Consider the following 18182-nt stretch of genomic DNA (forward strand, 5'->3'; position numbering starts at 1 on the left):
AAGTGGGTTTACACATTTTGGGGCCGGGCCGCCCCCGCCCCCCCGCCAGCCCCCCGCCCCCCCCCCGCCCCCCCCGCCCCCCCCGGGGGGGGGGCGCCCCGCCCGGGGGGGCGGGCGCCCCGCCCCCGACGGGACCGGACGTACGGACCGTCAGGTCAGGAGATCAGCTCGACCTCCGCGAGCGTCGACTCACCGCCGAGCACCAGCCGGTAGTGCGCGTACGAACCGTGCGCGGTCACCGTGAAGGCCCTCGTCTGCTTGTCCCAGGCGAACGACTGGCCGGACTTCTTGTCGAGGTCCTTCCACGTCGTGCCGTCCGAGGAGCCCTGCAGCACCCAGCCGCTCGGCGCCTTGGCGGCCTCGCCCGACGTCAGCGTGTACTGGACCGCGTCCGTCGCCGACGGGACCGGCAGCTCCACCGTGGAGACGGCGGCCGTCGTGGCCGAGGTGTTGTCGAACAGCGCGCCCTCGCCCTTCAGGACGTCCTTCCTCGGCGTCGGCACCTTGTCGTCCTTGGTGATCGAGACCGGGGCGGCGTCCTTGCCGGTGCCCCAGGCCGACGGCTTCGAGCCCATGTCGAACTCCAGCACGCCGCCCTTGGCCAGCAGGTCGTGCGGCAGCGAGGTGGAGGTCCACTTCTTGCCGTTGACCTTCAGGCCCTGCACGTAGATGTTCTTCGCGCTGTTCTTCGGCGCCTTGACGACCAGGTCGTGGCCGTTCTCCAGGTGCACGGTGGTCTTGGTGAAGAGCGGCGAGCCGATCGCGTACTCGCCGCTGCCCATGACCAGCGGGTAGAAGCCGAGGGAGGAGAAGAGGAACCAGGCCGACTGCTCGCCGTTGTCCTCGTCGCCGTGGTAGCCCTGGCCGATCTCGCTGCCCGTGTACAGGCGGCTCAGGACCTCGCGGACCTTCTCCTGCGTCTTGTACGGCTGCGAGGCCGCGTCGTACATGTACGTGACGTGGTGCGCGACCTGGTTGCTGTGACCGTACTGGCCCATCCGCACGTCACGGGCCTCCGTCATCTCGTGGATGACGCCGCCGTACGAGCCGACGAACTCCGGGCCCGCCGTCTCGGGGGTGGAGAAGTACGTGTCCAGCTTCTTGGCCAGACCGTCCCGGCCGCCGTACAGGTTGGCGAGGCCCTTGCTGTCCTGCGGAGCGGTGAAGGCGTAGCCCCAGCCGTTGGTCTCCGTGTAGTCGTAGCCCCAGACGCGCGGGTCGTACTGGTCGGACGGGAGCCGCCAGTCGCCCTTGGCGTCCTTGCCCTGGAAGAAGCCGGCCTTGCCGTCGAACAGCTCGACGTAGCTGCGGGCCCGGTTCATGAAGTACTCGGACTCGTCCTTGTAGCGCTGCTTGTGCGTCTTCTTGTAGAGCGCCTGGCCCATCTGGGCGATGCCGTAGTCGTTGACGTAGCCCTCCATCGACCAGGACATGCCCTCGTGGGTGGCGGTGTTGGCGTAGCCGACGAACGGGGACGTCTCCATGCCCTTGCGGCCGACGCCCGAGGACGGCGGGACGACCGTGGCGTTCTTCAGCGCGGCGTCGTAAGCCGCCTCCGCGTCGAACTTCACGCCCTTGACGTACGCGTCCGCGAAAGCGACGTCCGAGGAGGTGCCCGTCATCAGGTCCGAGTAGCCCGGCGAGGACCAGCGGGATATCCAGCCGCCGTCCTTGTACTGCTGGACGAAGCCGTCGACCATCTCGCCGGCCTTCTTCGGCGTGAGGAAGGAGTACGCCGGCCACGTCGTCCGGTAGGTGTCCCAGAAGCCGTTGTTGACGTACACCTTGCCGTCGACGATCTTCGCGCCGGTGTGCGTCGGGGTGTCCGAGCCGACCTGCGGGGAGAACGGGGAGGCGTACTGGTCCTTCTTCCCGACCTTCTCGAAGCCCGAGTTCGGGTAGAGGTACAGCCGGTACATGCTGGAGTACAGCGTGGTCAGCTGGTCGGCGGTCGCGCCCTCGACCTCGACCTTGCCCAGCAGGTCGTCCCAGGCGTCCTGCGCCTTGTCCTCGACCCGGTCGAAGGAGCGCGAGGCGGGGATCTCGGCGGCGAGGTTCTGCTTGGCCTGGTCGATGCTGATCAGTGAGGTGGCCAGGCGCAGGTTGACCGTGCGGTCCTTGCCCGCGTCGAAGCGCAGGTAGCCCGTGACATCGTCACCGCCGCCGCCGGAGAGCTTGCCGCTGCCGGTGACGGGGGCGTCGAAGACGCCGTACACGAAGAGCCGGGTGGCTCCGGTCGAGCCGCCGCTCTTCACGTCGGAGAAGCCCGTGAAGGAGCTCGTTCCCGGGTCCAGGGTCAGACCGCCGTCGTTGGAGACGTTGTCGAAGACCATGCTCGCGTCGTCACCGGGGTAGGTGAACCGCATCCGCGCCGCGTGGTCGGTCGGCGTCATCTCGGCCTTGAGACCGTTCTCGAACGTCACCCCGTAGTAGTGGGGCCTCGCCGTCTCGTTCTCGTGCTTGAACGGCAGCGCGCGGGCCGTGCGCGAGGCGTCCGGGGTGCCGGAGGCCGCCGACGGCATCAGCTGGAAGGTCTGCCGGTCGCCCATCCAGGGGCTCGGCTCATGGCTGGCGCTGAAGGCCTGGAGCGTGGGCAGGTTGTCGTCGTTGTTGCCGCGCGCGTAGTCGTACAGCCAGCTGGTCGATCCGGCGTTGGTGACCGGGGTCCAGAAGTTGAAGCCGTTGGGGACCGCGGTGGCGGGGAAGTTGTTGCCGCGCGAGAAGCCGCCGCTGGAGTTGGTGCCGCGGACGGTCGAGGCGTAGTCCGAGAGGTGCGCCTTGCGCTTCTCGGGCGCCTTCGGGGCGATCTTGACGTCGTCGATCCAGCCCTGGAACTTCGCCGGGCCCTTGGGGGAGTCGTAGGCCACCAGGATCCGGTCGACGGTCTTGCCCGCCGCGACGGTGCCGATCCGCGCGTCGACCTTGTTCCACTGGTTGACGTACAGCCGCTTGGCGTCGGCCTGGCCCCCGGGGGTCAGCAGCCCGCCGTTGGTGTCGGTGGCGCGCAGGTCGCTGAGGTAGGTGCCGTCCGTGAACGCGAGGTCCACCGCGACGTGCGTGGCCGGGTAGGACAGGTCCGTCTCGCCCATCTGGGGGTACACCAGGTAGGAAAGTTCGGTGTCCCGGGTGACGGCGGTGTTGACGTCGAAGATCTTGTTGTACGAGTACGCCCGGCCGTCGGCCTTGTGCGTGCCCGCGTACCGCAGCGCCTTCTTTCCGGTGAAGCCCGCGCCGGCCTTGGCGGTGGGGGAGCCGGACGGGCCGCGGTCGATCTGGCTGCGCATGTCGTCGGGGGCGGGCGCGGAGGTGTCCCCGTCGGAGAACTGGACGTCGGCGAGCTGGGTCGCGTCCGGGGCGCCGTTGTTCTTCGTGATGTCCAGGCGGAAGTGCTGGTAGGCCTTGTCCGCCGTGAAGTCGTACGACTTGGTCTGGAAGCGCTCGCTGAAGGTCTGGCCGGTCCGGGTGTCCAGGTCCGTCCAGGTCTTGCCGTCCTCGGAGCCCTGAAGGGTCCAGTCCTTCGGGTCGCGCTCGTCGTGGTCGTCGGCGGAAGTCAGCGCGTACGTCACGACCTTGACCGGCTCGATGAGGTCGAACTCGGCCCAGGCGGTGGGCTCGAACGACAGCCACTTCGTACCGGATTCGCCGTCGACGAGGTTTTCCTTCACCTCACCGCCGCCGGTGTTCTCGTCACTGGCGCGGACGTCTGTGACCTTGTCGGTCACATTGCCCGGTATTCCGGCGGAGAAGCCGCCATCGATACCTGATGCCCGCTTCTTTCCGTCCGGGCCCTCTTCCACAGTATTGCGCCAGTCCGGCTGCTTTTCGTCTTCCTCGAAAGACGAGCTGAAGGTCCGGTCTCCGGCGGGCTTCTGGTCCTTTGCGCCCGCACCGGCCGAGGTGGCCGCGGCCGCGGTGGGGGCGGTCACGAGCAGGACGAGTGAGGCCGCGATGAGCGCGGCGGTACTGCTTTGTCTCTTGCGAGAACCATGTGGGGGCTGCATGCCGAGCCATTCCTCCCGAGGAAGTGCGCTTGGACAACGTTGTCAGAGGTGAACGCAGGAACCAGTAGGGAGTGAAGTGGCGGTTGGTGTCAAGGGTGTTGGATCAGAGTCGGTGTTCGAATCGACCGGAATGCGGAAATCGTTACATCCGAAGGAGGCCGTGTGGTGCCGAGGTATCCGCGAGGTCTCAACTCGGGAAAGACTGCCGTGCAAACCTGCATTCGATCTTGCTCAGTTGGCGGCAAGTGGACTATACCTGTCGGCGTCTGCACAGCTTCTTTCCAACTGTGCGGTCAGGGAGACACGGGGGCAGGTCAACAGTGCGGCGCGGGTGCGTCCGCTGTTCGGTCTCCCCGTGCCCCCCACTGCAATGGCTAGCCTGAAATCTGCACCACCCAAGCGCAACTGACCGCGGTGGCGGGGCCCTTCGCCTGAGGCGAATATCGACGGGCGACCGGTACACACCGCCTGAGTCCTGGAGAAGGCGAGGACTTGAGCATGGGATCCACCTCCGCCCACAAGAATGAGGGCCTTGGCCGTCGCGATCTGATCAAGCGGTCTGCCGCACTCGGTCTGATCACCGTTCCGACGATGAGCTTCCTGTCGGCCTGCGCGAGCAGCGACGGCGGCAGCGACGACCAGGTCGAGAAGGGCAAGACCAGCGCGAAGAACCCGCTGGGCGTCAACGAGACGGCCGCGCTCGACGTGGTCATCTTCGACGGCGGCTTCGGTCAGCAGTACGCGATCGACGCCGAGAAGAAGTACACGACGGCCTTCCCGAAGGCCAAGGTCAAGCACTCCGCGACCCAGAAGATCCAGTCGCAGCTCCAGCCGCGCTTCAACGGCGGCACCCCGCCGGACCTGATCGACAACTCGGGCGCCGAGCAGATGGACATGGGTGTCCTCGTCGGCAAGAAGCAGCTGATGGACCTGACGGCGCTGATGGACGCCCCGTCCTTCGACGACCCGAACAAGAAGGTCCGCGACACGCTGCGCCCGGGTGTCCTGGAGATGGGTCAGTTCGACGGTGACCCGGTCTGGATCATGTACTACGCGTACACCGTCTACGGTGTCTGGTACTCGCAGACCAACCTGGAGAAGCTCGACGCCGAGTATCCCGAGGACTGGGATGCCATGCTCGCCCTGTGCGCGAAGGCGAAGAAGCAGGGCGTCGCCGGCTGGACGTACCCGGGCAAGTACCCGTACTACCTGCCGTTCTCGCTCTACCCGTTCATCGCCAAGATCGGCGGCCGGGAGGTTCTCGACAAGATCGACAACCTGGAGCCGAACGCCTGGAAGGACCCCGCGGTCAAGGCGGCGTTCGAGGCGTACTACGAGCTGCAGCAGAAGGGCTACATCCTCAAGGGCACCCCGGGCCTGACCCACATCCAGTCGCAGACCGAGTGGACCAAGGGCAAGGCGCTCTTCATCCCGAACGGTTCGTGGGTGGAGAACGAGGCGGCCCCGACCACGCCCAAGGACTTCAAGATGATGGTCGCGGCCCCCTCCGGCCTCGACTCGTCGGACAAGCTGCCTTTCGGCACCATCTGGGCGTCCGGCGGCGAGCCCTTCATCGTCCCGGCCAAGGCGAAGAACCCGCAGGGCGGCATGGAGCAGCTGCGCATCATGCTCTCCGAGGAGTCCTCGAAGAACTTCACCAAGCAGGTCAAGTCGCTGAGCGCCTTCAACGGCGGCACCGACGGCCTCACCCTCTCCACGGCCATGCAGGCCGGCGTCGACGCGCTGAAGAAGGCCGGCGACAACGTGGTGAACCCGCGTATGCAGGACTGGTACGTGAAGCTCCAGAAGGAGCAGATCGGCACCGCCGGCATCGGCGAGATGATGGCCGGGCGCCTGACGCCCGCCGAGGCCATCAAGAAGATCCAGGGCTACGCGGACGCCGCGGCCAAGGACCAGTCCATCAAGCACTACAAGCACCAGTGAGCAACCGTCACCAGCGGCGGCACCCGCGGAAAGATCGGGGTCGGTAAACGATGCAGCACGGCAAGTACCGGTTCATTGTGGGGTTCCTGGTAGCCCCACTGGCGTTGTACGCGGTCTTCGTCATCTGGCCGTTCATCCAGTCCATCTACTACTCGTTCACGGACTGGACAGGCCTGAGCCCGGACTTCAAGATGGTCGGCCTCGACAACTACACGAGGATGTTCAAGGACGACATTTTCTGGAAGTCGCTGCAGCACAGCGTGCTGCTCGTGCTGCTGCTGCCGTTGGTGACGCTGGGCCTCGCGCTCTTCTTCGCCTTCATGCTCAATGTCGGAGGCCGCCGGCGCAAGAACGCCGCGGTCTCCGGCGTGCGGGGCTCGGGGTTCTACAAGATCGCCTATTTCTTCCCGCAGGTGCTCTCGATCGTCATCGTCGCCCTGCTGTTCCAGTTCGCGTACAACCCGCGCAGCGGAATGCTGAATTCGGCGCTCAAGGGGATCGGACTCGACTCCGTCCAGCCGGACTGGCTGGGTGACCCGAATCTGGCGCTCATCTGCGTCATGGTGGTTCTGGTCTGGTCGACGGTCGGATTCTTCGTCGTCCTCTTCTCCGCCGGCATGGCCTCCATCCCGAAGGACTTCTACGAGGCGGCGCTCCTGGACGGCGCCAGCCGCGTCACGACGTTCTTCAAGATCACCGTGCCGCTGCTCTGGGACACCATCCAGTCGGGCTGGGTCTACATGGGCATCCTCGCCCTCGGCGTCGAGGCGTTCACGGCCGTCCAGGTCATGACCGTGGGCCCCGGCGGCCCCGACTACTCGACCTCGGTGCTGCCGCTGTACGTGTACCAGACGGCCTTCCGCGACGGTCAGGCCGGATACGCGACCACGATCGGTGTGGGTCTGCTCATCGTCACCATGGTGTTCGCCGCCATCGTGATGCGTCTGGGCCGGCGCGAGCGGCTGGAGTTCTGATGCTGTGCTTCCCGGGACGCGCTGCCCGGACTTTCAGCAGGCAAGACAGCCCGGTCCCGGCGGCCGGCTCGACAGTACGAGGTGAGCACACGTGAAGGCCACTGAAACCCCTCCCGTGGTCACGGTGACGGAACCGGCCCCCGTGTCCAAGGCGCCCGCACGGGACGAGAAGAAGAAGAGCGGCGAGGGCAAGGTCCTCAACGTCTTCTCGCACGGTGTGCTGATCATCTGGGCGATCCTGGTGGTCATGCCGCTGCTCTGGGCGGTCATGACCTCCTTCAAGACCGACGACTCGATCCTGTCGACGCCGTGGGCGCTGCCGGACAAGCTTCACTTCGAGAACTGGTCACGCGCCTGGGGTCAGGCGCACATGAGCGAATACTTCTTGAACACCATCGTGGTGGTCGGGGGTTCACTCATCGGCACGCTGCTGCTCGGTTCGATGGCCGCCTACGTGCTGGCCCGGTTCGACTTCCCGGGCAACCGCTTCGTGTACTACCTGTTCATCGGCGGGATGAGTTTCCCGATCATCCTGGCGCTGGTCCCGCTGTTCTTCGTGATGAACAACATGGGGCTGCTGAACACGACACACGGACTGATCCTGGTCTACATCGCCTACTCGCTGCCCTTCACCGTCTTCTTCCTCACCGCCTTCTTCCGGACGCTTCCGGGCTCCGTTGCGGAGGCGGCGATGATCGACGGGGCCTCGCACACCCGGACGTTCTTCCAGGTGATGCTGCCGATGGCGAAGCCGGGCCTGATCAGTGTCGGCATCTTCAACTTCCTGGGTCAGTGGAACCAGTACATGCTGCCGACGGTGCTCAACAGCGATCCCGACCACCGGGTGCTCTCCCAGGGCCTGGTCGAACTGGCCAACAGCCAGGGCTACAAGGGCGACTGGTCGGGACTCTTCGCCGGTCTGGTGATGGCGATGCTCCCGGTCCTCGCGGCCTACATCGTCTTCCAGCGCCAGGTCGTGGCCGGTCTGACCGCGGGAGCGGTGAAGTAGTAGACGCGCGCCTTCCCCGCCGAACCACCGAACCGCCCACCGGAATTCATGCCGGCGGGCGGTTCGTCTGTGTAAAGGGGATTTCGCGCAGCGTGGTTCCGTGCTCATCCGAGGCTTCGACTGCTCAAGGTCTTGACGGGGCGCACCCCAAAACTGTCAGCTTAGGGTTCACATGTTGGAGAATATGGCAGGAGTGAGTGAGTCGATGGAGACTCCGGGGTCGCAGACATCTCTGCATCGCGCCAACCTTGAGCGGGTCGTGCGCGCCGTACGTATGGCGGGCTCGCTCACCCAGGCGGAGATCGCCAGGAGTACGGGCCTCTCCGCGGCCACCGTCTCCAATATCGTTCGTGAACTGAAGGAGGGCGGCACCGTCGAGGTGACGCCCACCTCGGCCGGCGGCCGCCGGGCCCGCAGCGTCTCGCTCAGCGGGGACGCGGGCATCGTCATCGGCGTCGACTTCGGACACACCCACCTGCGGGTGGCGGTCGGCAACCTGGCCCACCAGGTGCTCGCCGAGGAGTCCGAGCCGCTGGACGTGGACGCCTCGTCGGCCGAGGGCTTCGGACGGGCGGAACAGCTGGTCAACCGGCTGATCGAGACCACCGGGATCAGCCCCGGCAAGGTCATCGGGGTGGGACTCGGTGTTCCCGGCCCGATCGACGTCGAGTCCGGCACGCTGGGCTCCACGTCGATCCTGCCGGGCTGGACGGGCATCAACCCCAGCGAGGAGCTCGCCGGCCGCCTGGGCGTGCCGGTGTACGTCGACAACGACGCCAACCTCGGGGCGCTGGGCGAGCTGGTGTGGGGGAGCGGCCGGGGGGTCCGGGACCTCGCGTACATCAAGGTCGCGAGCGGTGTCGGCGCCGGCCTGGTGATCGACGGGCACATCTACCGGGGACCCGGCGGCACGGCCGGCGAGATCGGCCACATCACCCTCGACGAATCGGGCCCCGTCTGCCGCTGCGGCAACCGCGGGTGCCTGGAGACCTTCGCGGCCGCGCGGTACGTCCTGCCCCTGCTCCAGCCCAGCCACGGGGCCGATCTCACCATGGAGCGGGTGGTCCAGCTGGCCCGCGAGGGCGATCCGGGCTGCCGCCGGGTGATCGGCGACGTGGGACGGCACATCGGCAGCGGGGTGGCCAACCTCTGCAATCTGCTCAACCCGAGCCGGGTCGTACTCGGCGGCTCGCTCGCGGAGGCGGGTGAACTGGTCCTCGGGCCCATCCGCGACTCCGTGTCGCGCTACGCCATCCCCAGCGCCGCGCGACAGCTCTCCGTGCTCCCCGGCGCCCTCGGCGGCCGGGCGGAGGTGCTGGGTGCGCTGGCCCTCGTCCTGAACGAGATGGGGGATTCAACCCTTTTGGAGAGCACCCTCCCCGCAGCGACGCCTGCCTTCACTTAGATAACGAATGGCACCGTTGTCATCTCGTTAAGAATTTACTCCTTGACGCCAAGCCTGCGGCCGAGTTGACTCCAATCCACCTCGGCCGCAACGTTGCGGCCTCGTCAGGGAGGCACACCCGCAATGAACGCAATGACGCGACGCATCGTCATAGGCACGGCCGCCGTTTCGATGGCCGTCTCCCTCGCCGCCTGTGGCAAGGCCGGCGACGACAAGAAGGACTCGGCGGACTCGGGCAGCAAGACCAAGATCGGTCTGCTGCTCCCGGAGAACAAGACCGCTCGCTACGAGACGCTGGACAAGCCGCTGTTCATCGAAGCGGTCAAGAAGGACTGCGCGGACTGCGAGGTCGTCTACAACAACGCGGCCGGTGACGTCGGCCAGCAGAAGCAGCAGTTCGAGCAGCAGATCGCCGACGGCATCAAGGTCATCGCGATCTCCTCGGTCGACGCCGAGAAGTCCGCCGCGTGGGTCGCCGACGCACACAAGAAGGGCGTCAAGGTCGTCGCGTACGACCGCGCCATCGCCGGTGCCGACGCCTACGTCAGCCACGACAACGAGAAGATCGGCAGGCTCCAGGGCCAGGCCGTCCTCGACGCCCTCGGTTCCAAGGCGGCCGACGCCAACCTCGTCATGATCAACGGTGACGAGAAGGACCCGAACGCCGGCCTGTTCAAGAAGGGCGCCCACGCGTCCCTCGACGGCAAGATCAAGATCGCCTACGAGGCGTCCGGCGAGTGGGACCCGAAGATCGCCGGCGAGAAGATGACCGCCGCGATCTCCTCGGTCGGCAAGGGCAAGATCAACGCCGTCTACTCCGCCAACGACGGCATGGCGGGCGGCATCATCACGTCGCTGGACAACGCCGGCATCAAGGACATCCCGGTGGGTGGCCAGGACGCCGAGCTCCCGGGCATCCAGCGGATCATCGCCGGTACGCAGACCTTCACGATCTACAAGTCGCCGAAGCAGCTCGCCCCGGCAGCCGCCCAGTTCGCCGTCAACCTGCTCCAGGGCAAGGACATCGGCGCCCAGGGCGAGACGGACGGCGTTCCCTCCACGCTGCTCGAGCCGACCGTGGTGAACAAGGACAACATCGAGTCCACCGTGATCAAGGACGGCATCTACAAGGCCGCCGATGTCTGCGTCAAGGACATCGCCGCCAAGTGCACCGAGCTGGGCATCAAGTAGTCCCTCCTCGCGCCAGGGCCAACGGGCCCTGGCGCGTGCGGGCTTGATCCGCGCCGTACGGCGGAATCCGCCCGCCCCATGACTGTCCGGCCCCGGCCGGCCCACACCCCGCTGCCGGCCGGGTGCCGGACATTCTTCCCCAGTACTTCCAGTACGCAGACGCCGCCGCTCGTGGCGCGGCGTCTCCGCCGGTCAGGCGGTACATCCCCGCCGGTCAGGCGGCGAAGGAGATGGTTCACGTGTCACAGACGCCCGTGCTGGCGTTGCGTGGGGTCTTCAAGCGATTCGGAGCGGTCCAGGTCCTCTCCGGTGTCGATCTCGAAGTCCACGCCGGAGAAGTGGTCGCCCTCGTCGGCGACAACGGTGCAGGAAAGTCCACGCTGGTCAAGACGATCGCCGGTGTGCACCCCATCGATGAGGGCGTCATCGAGTGGGAGGGCGAGAAGGTGGACATCAACCGTCCGCACGACGCACAGAACCTCGGCGTCGCCACCGTCTACCAGGACCTCGCGCTCTGCGACAACCTGGATGTCGTCGCCAACCTCTTCCTCGGCCGCGAGATCAAGAAGGGCGGCGTCCTCGACGAGGTCGCCATGGAGAAGCGGGCCCAGGACCTCCTGTCCACGCTCTCCATCCGTATCCCCAGCGTCCGTATCCCGGTTGCCGCGCTCTCCGGCGGTCAGCGCCAGGTCGTGGCCATCGCCCGTGCCCTGGTCGGCAACCCCAAGATCGTGATCCTGGACGAGCCCACCGCAGCCCTGGGCGTCGAGCAGACCGCGCAGGTCCTCGACCTGGTGGAGCGGCTGCGCGAGCAGAACCTCGGCGTCATCCTCATCAGCCACAACATGGCCGATGTGAAGGCTGTCGCCGACAAGGTCGCCGTGCTGCGACTCGGCCACAACAACGGCATCTTCCCGGTGGCGACGACCAGCCACGAGGAAATCATCGCCGCGATCACGGGCGCCACGGACAACGCCGTGACCCGCCGCAAGTCCCGCAGCGCGGAGGCATCCAAGTGAGCAACATCAACGAGACTCCGGCCAAGGTCCCGGCCCAGGCCGAGGCCACCGAGGCCCCCGCGGCGGCGGCCGGCGCGGTCAAGGTCGTCGACCCCCGCCTGCTCGTGCGCGAGCAGGGCTTCAAGGGCTACTGGACCGAGTTCAAGCGCAAGGTCCGCTCGGGCGAGATCGGTTCGCTGCCCGTCGTGGTGGGCCTGATCATCATCGGGATCGTCTTCCAGGCCGAGACCGGCAACTTCCTCACCTCGTACAACCTCGACCAGATCACGCTGTACGCGGCGGGCCCCGGCATCATGGCCGTCGGCATCGTCTTCGTGCTGCTGCTCGGCGAGATCGACCTCGCGGTCGGTTCCGTCGCGGGTCTCGCGGGCGCGGTGTGGGCCGTGCTCGGCACGGACATGCCGGACTCCCTCGCCATCGTGCTCGGCATCCTGTCCGGCACGGTCATCGGCGCCTTCCACGGCATCGTCTTCGCCAAGATCGGCGTGCCCGCGTTCGTCGTGACCCTGGCGGGCTTCCTGGGCTGGGCCGGCATGCAGACGTGGGTGATGGGCGAGAAGTCCACCATCACCACCCCGCTCGGCAGCTTCGTCCGCGACCTGACCAGCTACTACTTCGCCGACGTCGCCGCCGCCTACGGTCTCGCCGTCTTCGTGATCGTCGCCTTCTACCTCGCGCAGCTGCGCGACGCGCGCCGCCGCAAGGCCGCCGAGCTGCCGCACCGCCCGCAGAGCGAGATCATCCTGCGCACCGCGCTGCTCGCCGTCCTGTGCCTCCTCGCCGCGTACGCGTTCAACCAGGAGCAGGGCCTCCCGCTCTCCCTGGTGATCTTCCTCGCGATCCTGGTCATCACCGACTTCGTGCTGCGCCGTACCACCTACGGCCGTCAGGTCTTCGCGGTCGGCGGTGGCATCGAGGCGGCGCGTCGTGCCGGTATCAACGTGTCCTGGATCCGCATCTCGGTGTTCATGATCTCCGGCACGCTCGGTGCGGTCGGCGGTCTCTTCCTGGCCTCCGCGACCGGCGGCGCCGACCGTTCGCTCGGTGGCGGCAACCAGCTCATGATGTGCATCGCCGCAGCCGTCATCGGCGGTACGTCCCTGTTCGGCGGACGCGGCAAGGTCTGGTCCGCGCTGCTGGGCATCCTGGTCATCCAGTCGATCGTCCAGGGCCTCAACCAGATGAACCTGTCGTCGAACGCGATCCAGTACATGATCACCGGTGGAGTACTCCTCATCGCCGTGATCATCGACTCGGTCTCGCGCAAGACCCAGAAGACCGCAGGCCGCGCATAGGGTCTGTCGCTTGGATCAGGCCCGCGAGCCCGGCATGATCCAAACGGGAGGCCCTCACCCCGCCGGGCCCGGCGGGGCCGGGTGACACGCAACGCCGGACCGTGCCCGGCGCCCCTCCCCGGGGCGCCGGGCACGGTCGCGTACCGGCACAAGGTGGGGCAGCACACTCCCGCCCGATGTCCGTGGCGGCGGACGGAAGATTAGACTCACCGGATCGGCATGCTCGACCAGCACAATCGCAAGGAGGCACGGTGACACAGCCGCGCGAAGCGCGTCAGGCGGTGACGGGCGAGGGATGGGATCTGCTGGCCCGCATCGGCGGACCGCGTGACCTGGACCGTCTCACCCCCGAGCAGCTGGAGCAGCTCGCCGAAGAGATCCGGACCTTCCTCGTCGACGCAGTCTCCAAGACCGGCGGGCACCTCGGACCCAACCTGGGCGTGGTCGAGCTGACCATCGCCCTGCACCGGGTCTTCGACTCCCCGAAGGACAAGGTCCTCTTCGACACCGGCCACCAGAGCTATGTGCACAAGCTCCTCACCGGCCGCCAGGACTTCTCGAAGCTCAAGGGCAAGGGCGGCCTCTCCGGCTACCCCTCGCGCGCCGAGTCCGAGCATGACGTCATCGAGAACTCGCACGCCTCCACCGTGCTCGGCTGGGCCGACGGCCTCGCCAAGGCCAACGAGGTGCGGGGCAAGGACGACCACGTCGTCGCGGTCATCGGCGACGGCGCCCTCACCGGCGGCATGGCCTGGGAGGCGCTGAACAACATCGCCGCCGCCAAGGACCGACCCCTCGTCATCGTCGTCAACGACAACGAGCGCTCCTACGCCCCGACGATCGGCGGCCTCGCCAACCACCTGGCGACCCTGCGCACCACGGACGGCTACGAGCGCTTCCTGGCCCGCGGCAAGGACCTCCTGGAGCGCACCCCCGTCGTCGGCAGGCCGCTGTACGAGACGCTGCACGGCGCCAAGAAGGGCCTGAAGGACTTCATCGCCCCGCAGGGCATGTTCGAGGACCTCGGCCTCAAGTACGTCGGCCCGATCGACGGCCACGACCTGGAGGCCCTGGAGTCCGCCCTCCAGCGCGCCAAGCGCTTCGGCGGCCCCGTCATCGTGCACTGCCTCACGGAGAAGGGCCGCGGCTACACCCCGGCCCTGCTCGACGAGGCCGACCGCTTCCACGCCGTCGGCAAGATCCACCCCGACACCGGCCTGCCCGTCGCCACCTCCGGCCTCGACTGGACCTCCGTGTTCGGCGAGGAGATGGTCAAGCTCGGCAAGGAGCGCGAGGACATCGTCGCGATCACGGCGGCCATGCTCCAGCCCGTCGGCCTGACCAAGTTCGAGAAGGCCTTCCCGGACCGGATCTACGACGTCGGCATCGCCGAGCAGCACGCCGCGGTCTCCGCGGCGGGCCTCGCCACCGGCGGTCTGCACCCCGTCTTCGCGGTGTACGCCACCTTCCTCAACCGCGCCTTCGACCAGGTCCTGATGGACGTCGCCCTGCACAAGTGCGGTGTGACGTTCGTCCTCGACCGGGCCGGGGTCACCGGGACGGACGGCGCCTCGCACAACGGCATGTGGGACATGTCGATCCTCCAGTGCGTGCCGACGCTCCGGATCGCCGCCCCGCGCGACGCCGACCAGGTCCGCGCCCAGCTGCGCGAGGCCGTCGAGGTCGACGACGCCCCGACGGTCGTCCGGTTCTCGAAGGGTGCGGTCGGCCCGTCGGTCAAGGCCGTCTCCACGGTCGGCGGCATGGACGTGCTCCGTGAGCCGGCCGCCGCCCGGCCGGACGTCCTGCTCGTCTCCATCGGGGCGCTCGCGCCGATGTGCCTGGAGATCGCGGACCTGCTCGACGCCCAGGGCATCTCGACCACCGTCGTCGACCCGCGCTGGGTCAAGCCCGTGGACGAGGCCATGGCCCCGCTCGCGGCGAAGCACCGGGTCGTCGTCACCGTCGAGGACAACAGCAGGGCCGGCGGCGTCGGCTCCGCGATCGCCCAGGCGCTGCGCGACGCCGACGTCGACGTACCGCTGCGCGACTTCGGTATCCCGCCGGTCTTCCTCGACCACGCCTCCCGCAAGGAGGTCCTGGCCGAGATCGGGCTGACCGCGCCGGACATCGCCCGCCAGGTCACCGGTCTGGTCGCCAGGCTCGACGGCCGCTACGGGACGGACACGCAGAGCCGCCCCGTGGTGGAGCCCGTCCGGGACTGACCCGGCTGCCGCCGCACTCCGATTGGGCCGGTCGCCCACCCCGTACGGGTGGTCCGACCGGCCCATTCGCGTGACATACGGCCGTGCGCGGCGTGCTGAGGGCCTCCGGGGGACCAGCGGGTCCGAATCATGGCGTACACGACGAGTGCGTGGAGGTACGCCGGTGAGCACCCAGCAGGACCTGCCCCCCAGCGGAGACGGACTGTTCAGGACCAAGACGGTCGAACAGTCGATCCGCGACACCGAGGAGCCGGAGCACGCGCTCAAGAAGTCGCTCTCGGCCGTGGACCTCACGGTGTTCGGCGTGGGCGTCGTCATCGGAACCGGAATCTTCGTCCTCACCGGAAAGGTGGCCAAGGAGACCGCGGGACCGGCGACCGCCCTCGCCTTCGTGGTCGCCGGGGTCGTCTGCGCCCTGGCCGCGCTCTGCTATGCGGAATTCGCCTCCACGGTCCCGGTGGCCGGCTCCGCCTACACCTTCTCCTACGCCTCGCTCGGCGAACTCGTCGCCTGGATCATCGGCTGGGACCTGGTCCTGGAGTTCGCGCTGGGCACGGCGGTGGTGGCGGTCGGCTGGTCCGGCTACGTCCGCTCGTTGATGGACAACGCCGGCTGGCACCTGCCCGACGTCCTCTCCGGCCCGGATGTGTCGGACGGCTTCGGCTTCGACGTCCTCGCCTTCGGGCTGGTGCTGGTGCTGACCGTGATCCTGGTGCTGGGCATGAAGCTCTCGGCCCGGGTCACCACGGTCGTCGTCGCCGTCAAGGTGGCCGTGGTCCTGATCGTGATCATCGCGGGCCTGTTCTTCATCGACACCGCGAACTACTCGCCCTTCATCCCGGACGCGCAGCCCCAGCCCTCCGGATCGGGCCTGGACGCCCCGCTGGTCCAGCTGATCTTCGGCTACGAGCCCACGAACTTCGGCGTCATGGGGATCTTCACCGCCGCGTCCGTGGTCTTCTTCGCCTTCATCGGCTTCGACGTCGTGGCCACGGCCGCCGAGGAGACCAGGGTTCCGCAGCGGGACATGCCGCGCGGGATCCTGGCCTCGCTCCTGATCTGTACGGTGCTCTACGTCGCCGTGTCGATCGTCGTCACCGGAATGCAGCACTACACCGAACTTTCCGTGAGCGCCCCGCTGGCCGACGCCTTCAAGGCCGTCGGGCACCCCTTCTACGCCGGTGTCATCAGTTTCGGCGCGGCCGTCGGCCTCACCACGGTCTGCATGATCCTGCTGCTCGGCCAGACCCGGGTGTTCTTCGCGATGAGCCGTGACGGCCTGCTCCCGAGGTTCTTCTCCAAGACGCACCCGCGCTTCCGGACCCCGTACCGCCCGACCATCCTGCTCGGCGTGCTCATCGCGGTCATCGCGGGCTTCACCAGCATCAACGAGCTCGCGACGCTGGTGAACATCGGCACGCTCTTCGCCTTCGTGGTCGTCGCCCTGGGCGTCATCGTCCTGCGCCGAACCCGCCCCGACCTCCACCGCGCCTTCCGCACGCCGTGGGTGCCGCTCATCCCGATCCTGTCGGTCGCGGCGTCGGTCTGGCTGATGCTGAACCTGCCGGCGGAGACATGGCTGCGGTTCGGCATCTGGATGGTCCTCGGCGTGATCATCTACTTCGCGTACGGACGCGGGCACAGCCGGATCAACCGCACCCGGGTGTGAGACGCCGAAGGCCCCGCCGGCCCGTGCGGGCCGGCGGGGCCTTCGGTCTGTCGTCGTGTCAGCCGCCGGTGGCGGGAGACTTCTTGGCGGACTCCGGTATGGCGGAGTCCGTACGGACCGCCTTCCAGAGGGTGTCGGCCTGCGGCTGCGCGGCCACCACCCGGTTCGGGTCGATCTTGTCGTAGGCGACGGGGAGCATGATGGTCTCCATCGAGGCCGGGTCGACGCCGTTCATCGAACGGGCGAAGCTGGTCAGCGACGTCAGCGAGGCAAGGCCCTCGTCCGTCGTCAGCGACTTGGTCGCGGAGTTGGCGATCTTGTAGGCGCTGGTCGGACTGCCCAGCAGGTCCTGCTTCTTGACCTCGCTGAGGAGCGCGAACAGGAACTGCTGCTGGAGCCCGATGCGGCCGAGGTCGCTGCCGTCGCCGATGCCGTGCCGGGTGCGTACGTAGGCGAGCGACTGGGTGCCGTCGAGCTTCTGGGGCCCGGCGGTCAGGTCGAGGCCGGAGGACGAGTCGTGGATGTCCTGGGGGACGTCGACGGTGACGCCGCCGATGGCGTCCACGAGCCCCTTGAACCCGGCGAAGTTGATCTCCAGGTAGTGGTCGATGCGGACGCCGGACATCTTCTCGACGGTCTTGACGACGCAGGCGGGACCGACCTGGGAGTAGACGGAGTTGAACATCTTGCGCTCCGCGGAAGGCACCTCGGTCCCGTCGGCCTTGGTGCACTCGGGCCGGGTCACCAGGGTGTCGCGGGGGATCGAGATGGCGACGGCCTTGCTGCGGCCCTCGGGGATGTGCACGACCATCGCGGTGTCGGACCGGGCCCCGCTGACGCTGCCCCCGCCGCCCAGCTCCTTGTTCTCGGCCCCGGCCCGCGAGTCCGAGCCGAGGACCAGGAGGTTCTGACCGCTGGTCGGAAGCTTCTCGGGGCGGTCCTCGCCCAGCGCCTTGTTGATGTCGACGCCCTTGATGTTGCCGTCGAGCCGGCTGTACAGCCAGTAGGCCGTTCCGCCGGCCGCGATGGCGAGCACCAGCACGGACAGCAGGACGGCCCGGCGTATGCGCTGGCCCCGTGTCCGCACCCGCTTGCGCGCGCGGCGGGGATTCTCCGGGGAGCTCCGGTGGCCGGGCGTGATGGCGTCTTGGCTCATCCTGAGTGAGTCCTCACAACTTATGGCCTGGTCAGGGCGCAGGTGATGGGGTGGGACTCGGGTGGGGGGTCATGCCGGTCCGCGTTTTCCTGGTGAGTGAGCACTATAGACAGTCGCTCTGGTGTACGTACGGAGCCTGTGGCGTGACTGTGACAGAACGGGCAGGCGGCGGAGCCGGTGCGGGGCGGCGATCGCTGCGCGGATGAGGCCCGGAGAACGCCTCCGTACCGGGGCTTAGGATGTGACAGCTTCGAAACGCTGCGCGCGTTGCTCGAACGTCGGTTCTCGAAAGGT

The 18182-nt window shown here is 67.7% G+C and carries 11 protein-coding genes; 9 read left to right on the forward strand and 2 right to left on the reverse strand.

Annotated elements, in window-relative coordinates; translation table 11 throughout:
• Window positions 1-155: 155 nt before the first annotated feature.
• Entirely contained in the window at window positions 156-4001 is a 3846-nt protein-coding gene (locus tag ACIQMX_RS16835; RefSeq protein ID WP_402478682.1) for a GH92 family glycosyl hydrolase, read from the reverse strand.
• A 498-nt stretch (window positions 4002-4499) separates the two neighbouring features.
• Between ACIQMX_RS16835 and ngcE the strand changes: the two genes are divergently transcribed.
• The 9 genes from ngcE (at window position 4500) to ACIQMX_RS16880 (ending at window position 16732) form a co-directional block, all read left to right on the forward strand.
• Complete coding sequence (ngcE, locus tag ACIQMX_RS16840) at window positions 4500-5945, forward strand: N-acetylglucosamine/diacetylchitobiose ABC transporter substrate-binding protein (RefSeq protein ID WP_402478684.1); 1446 nt, start codon at window positions 4500-4502, stop codon at window positions 5943-5945.
• A 50-nt stretch (window positions 5946-5995) separates the two neighbouring features.
• Window positions 5996-6919 (forward strand): sugar ABC transporter permease, encoded by a 924-nt coding sequence (locus ACIQMX_RS16845; RefSeq protein ID WP_363073495.1) that lies wholly within the window; start codon window positions 5996-5998, stop codon window positions 6917-6919.
• A 91-nt stretch (window positions 6920-7010) separates the two neighbouring features.
• Window positions 7011-7928, forward strand: coding sequence for a carbohydrate ABC transporter permease (locus ACIQMX_RS16850; protein ID WP_402478687.1), 918 nt, complete (start codon window positions 7011-7013; stop codon window positions 7926-7928).
• A gap of 205 nt (window positions 7929-8133) precedes the next feature.
• Entirely contained in the window at window positions 8134-9333 is a 1200-nt protein-coding gene (locus ACIQMX_RS16855) for an ROK family transcriptional regulator (RefSeq protein WP_363073516.1), read from the forward strand.
• A 123-nt stretch (window positions 9334-9456) separates the two neighbouring features.
• On the forward strand, window positions 9457-10524 hold the full coding sequence (locus ACIQMX_RS16860) for a sugar ABC transporter substrate-binding protein (protein WP_402478691.1): 1068 nt from the start codon (window positions 9457-9459) through the stop codon (window positions 10522-10524).
• A 230-nt stretch (window positions 10525-10754) separates the two neighbouring features.
• Window positions 10755-11543 (forward strand): ATP-binding cassette domain-containing protein, encoded by a 789-nt coding sequence (locus tag ACIQMX_RS16865; protein WP_250967024.1) that lies wholly within the window; start codon window positions 10755-10757, stop codon window positions 11541-11543.
• Window positions 11540-12838 (forward strand): sugar ABC transporter permease, encoded by a 1299-nt coding sequence (locus ACIQMX_RS16870; protein ID WP_402478695.1) that lies wholly within the window; start codon window positions 11540-11542, stop codon window positions 12836-12838. The genes ACIQMX_RS16865 and ACIQMX_RS16870 overlap by 4 nt, the downstream gene beginning before the upstream one ends.
• Before the next feature lie 251 nt (window positions 12839-13089).
• Window positions 13090-15063, forward strand: coding sequence for a 1-deoxy-D-xylulose-5-phosphate synthase (gene dxs, locus ACIQMX_RS16875; protein ID WP_402478697.1), 1974 nt, complete (start codon window positions 13090-13092; stop codon window positions 15061-15063).
• A gap of 163 nt (window positions 15064-15226) precedes the next feature.
• Window positions 15227-16732: an amino acid permease gene (locus ACIQMX_RS16880; RefSeq protein ID WP_402478700.1), complete on the forward strand. Its 1506-nt coding sequence runs from the start codon at window positions 15227-15229 to the stop codon at window positions 16730-16732.
• 58 nt (window positions 16733-16790) lie between these two features.
• Here the strand turns inward: ACIQMX_RS16880 and ACIQMX_RS16885 are convergent, their stop codons facing one another.
• The gene (locus tag ACIQMX_RS16885) at window positions 16791-17888 is read right to left on the reverse strand and encodes an LCP family protein (RefSeq protein ID WP_402478702.1); all 1098 of its coding nucleotides are present in this window, start codon (window positions 17886-17888) and stop codon (window positions 16791-16793) included.
• Window positions 17889-18182 lie beyond the last annotated feature (294 nt).

The organism is Streptomyces sp. NPDC091416, assembly GCF_044756845.1.
Taxonomy (GTDB): Bacteria; Actinomycetota; Actinomycetes; order Streptomycetales; family Streptomycetaceae; genus Streptomyces.

Coding starts and splice junctions, on each gene's coding strand:
- ACIQMX_RS16835 (WP_402478682.1), bottom strand. CDS start 4,001: ATGCAGCCCCCACATGGTTCTCGCAAGAGACAAAGCAGTACCGCCGCG.
- ngcE (WP_402478684.1), top strand. CDS start 4,500: ATGGGATCCACCTCCGCCCACAAGAATGAGGGCCTTGGCCGTCGCGAT.
- ACIQMX_RS16845 (WP_363073495.1), top strand. CDS start 5,996: ATGCAGCACGGCAAGTACCGGTTCATTGTGGGGTTCCTGGTAGCCCCA.
- ACIQMX_RS16855 (WP_363073516.1), top strand. CDS start 8,134: ATGGAGACTCCGGGGTCGCAGACATCTCTGCATCGCGCCAACCTTGAG.
- ACIQMX_RS16860 (WP_402478691.1), top strand. CDS start 9,457: ATGAACGCAATGACGCGACGCATCGTCATAGGCACGGCCGCCGTTTCG.
- ACIQMX_RS16865 (WP_250967024.1), top strand. CDS start 10,755: ATGGTTCACGTGTCACAGACGCCCGTGCTGGCGTTGCGTGGGGTCTTC.
- ACIQMX_RS16885 (WP_402478702.1), bottom strand. CDS start 17,888: ATGAGCCAAGACGCCATCACGCCCGGCCACCGGAGCTCCCCGGAGAAT.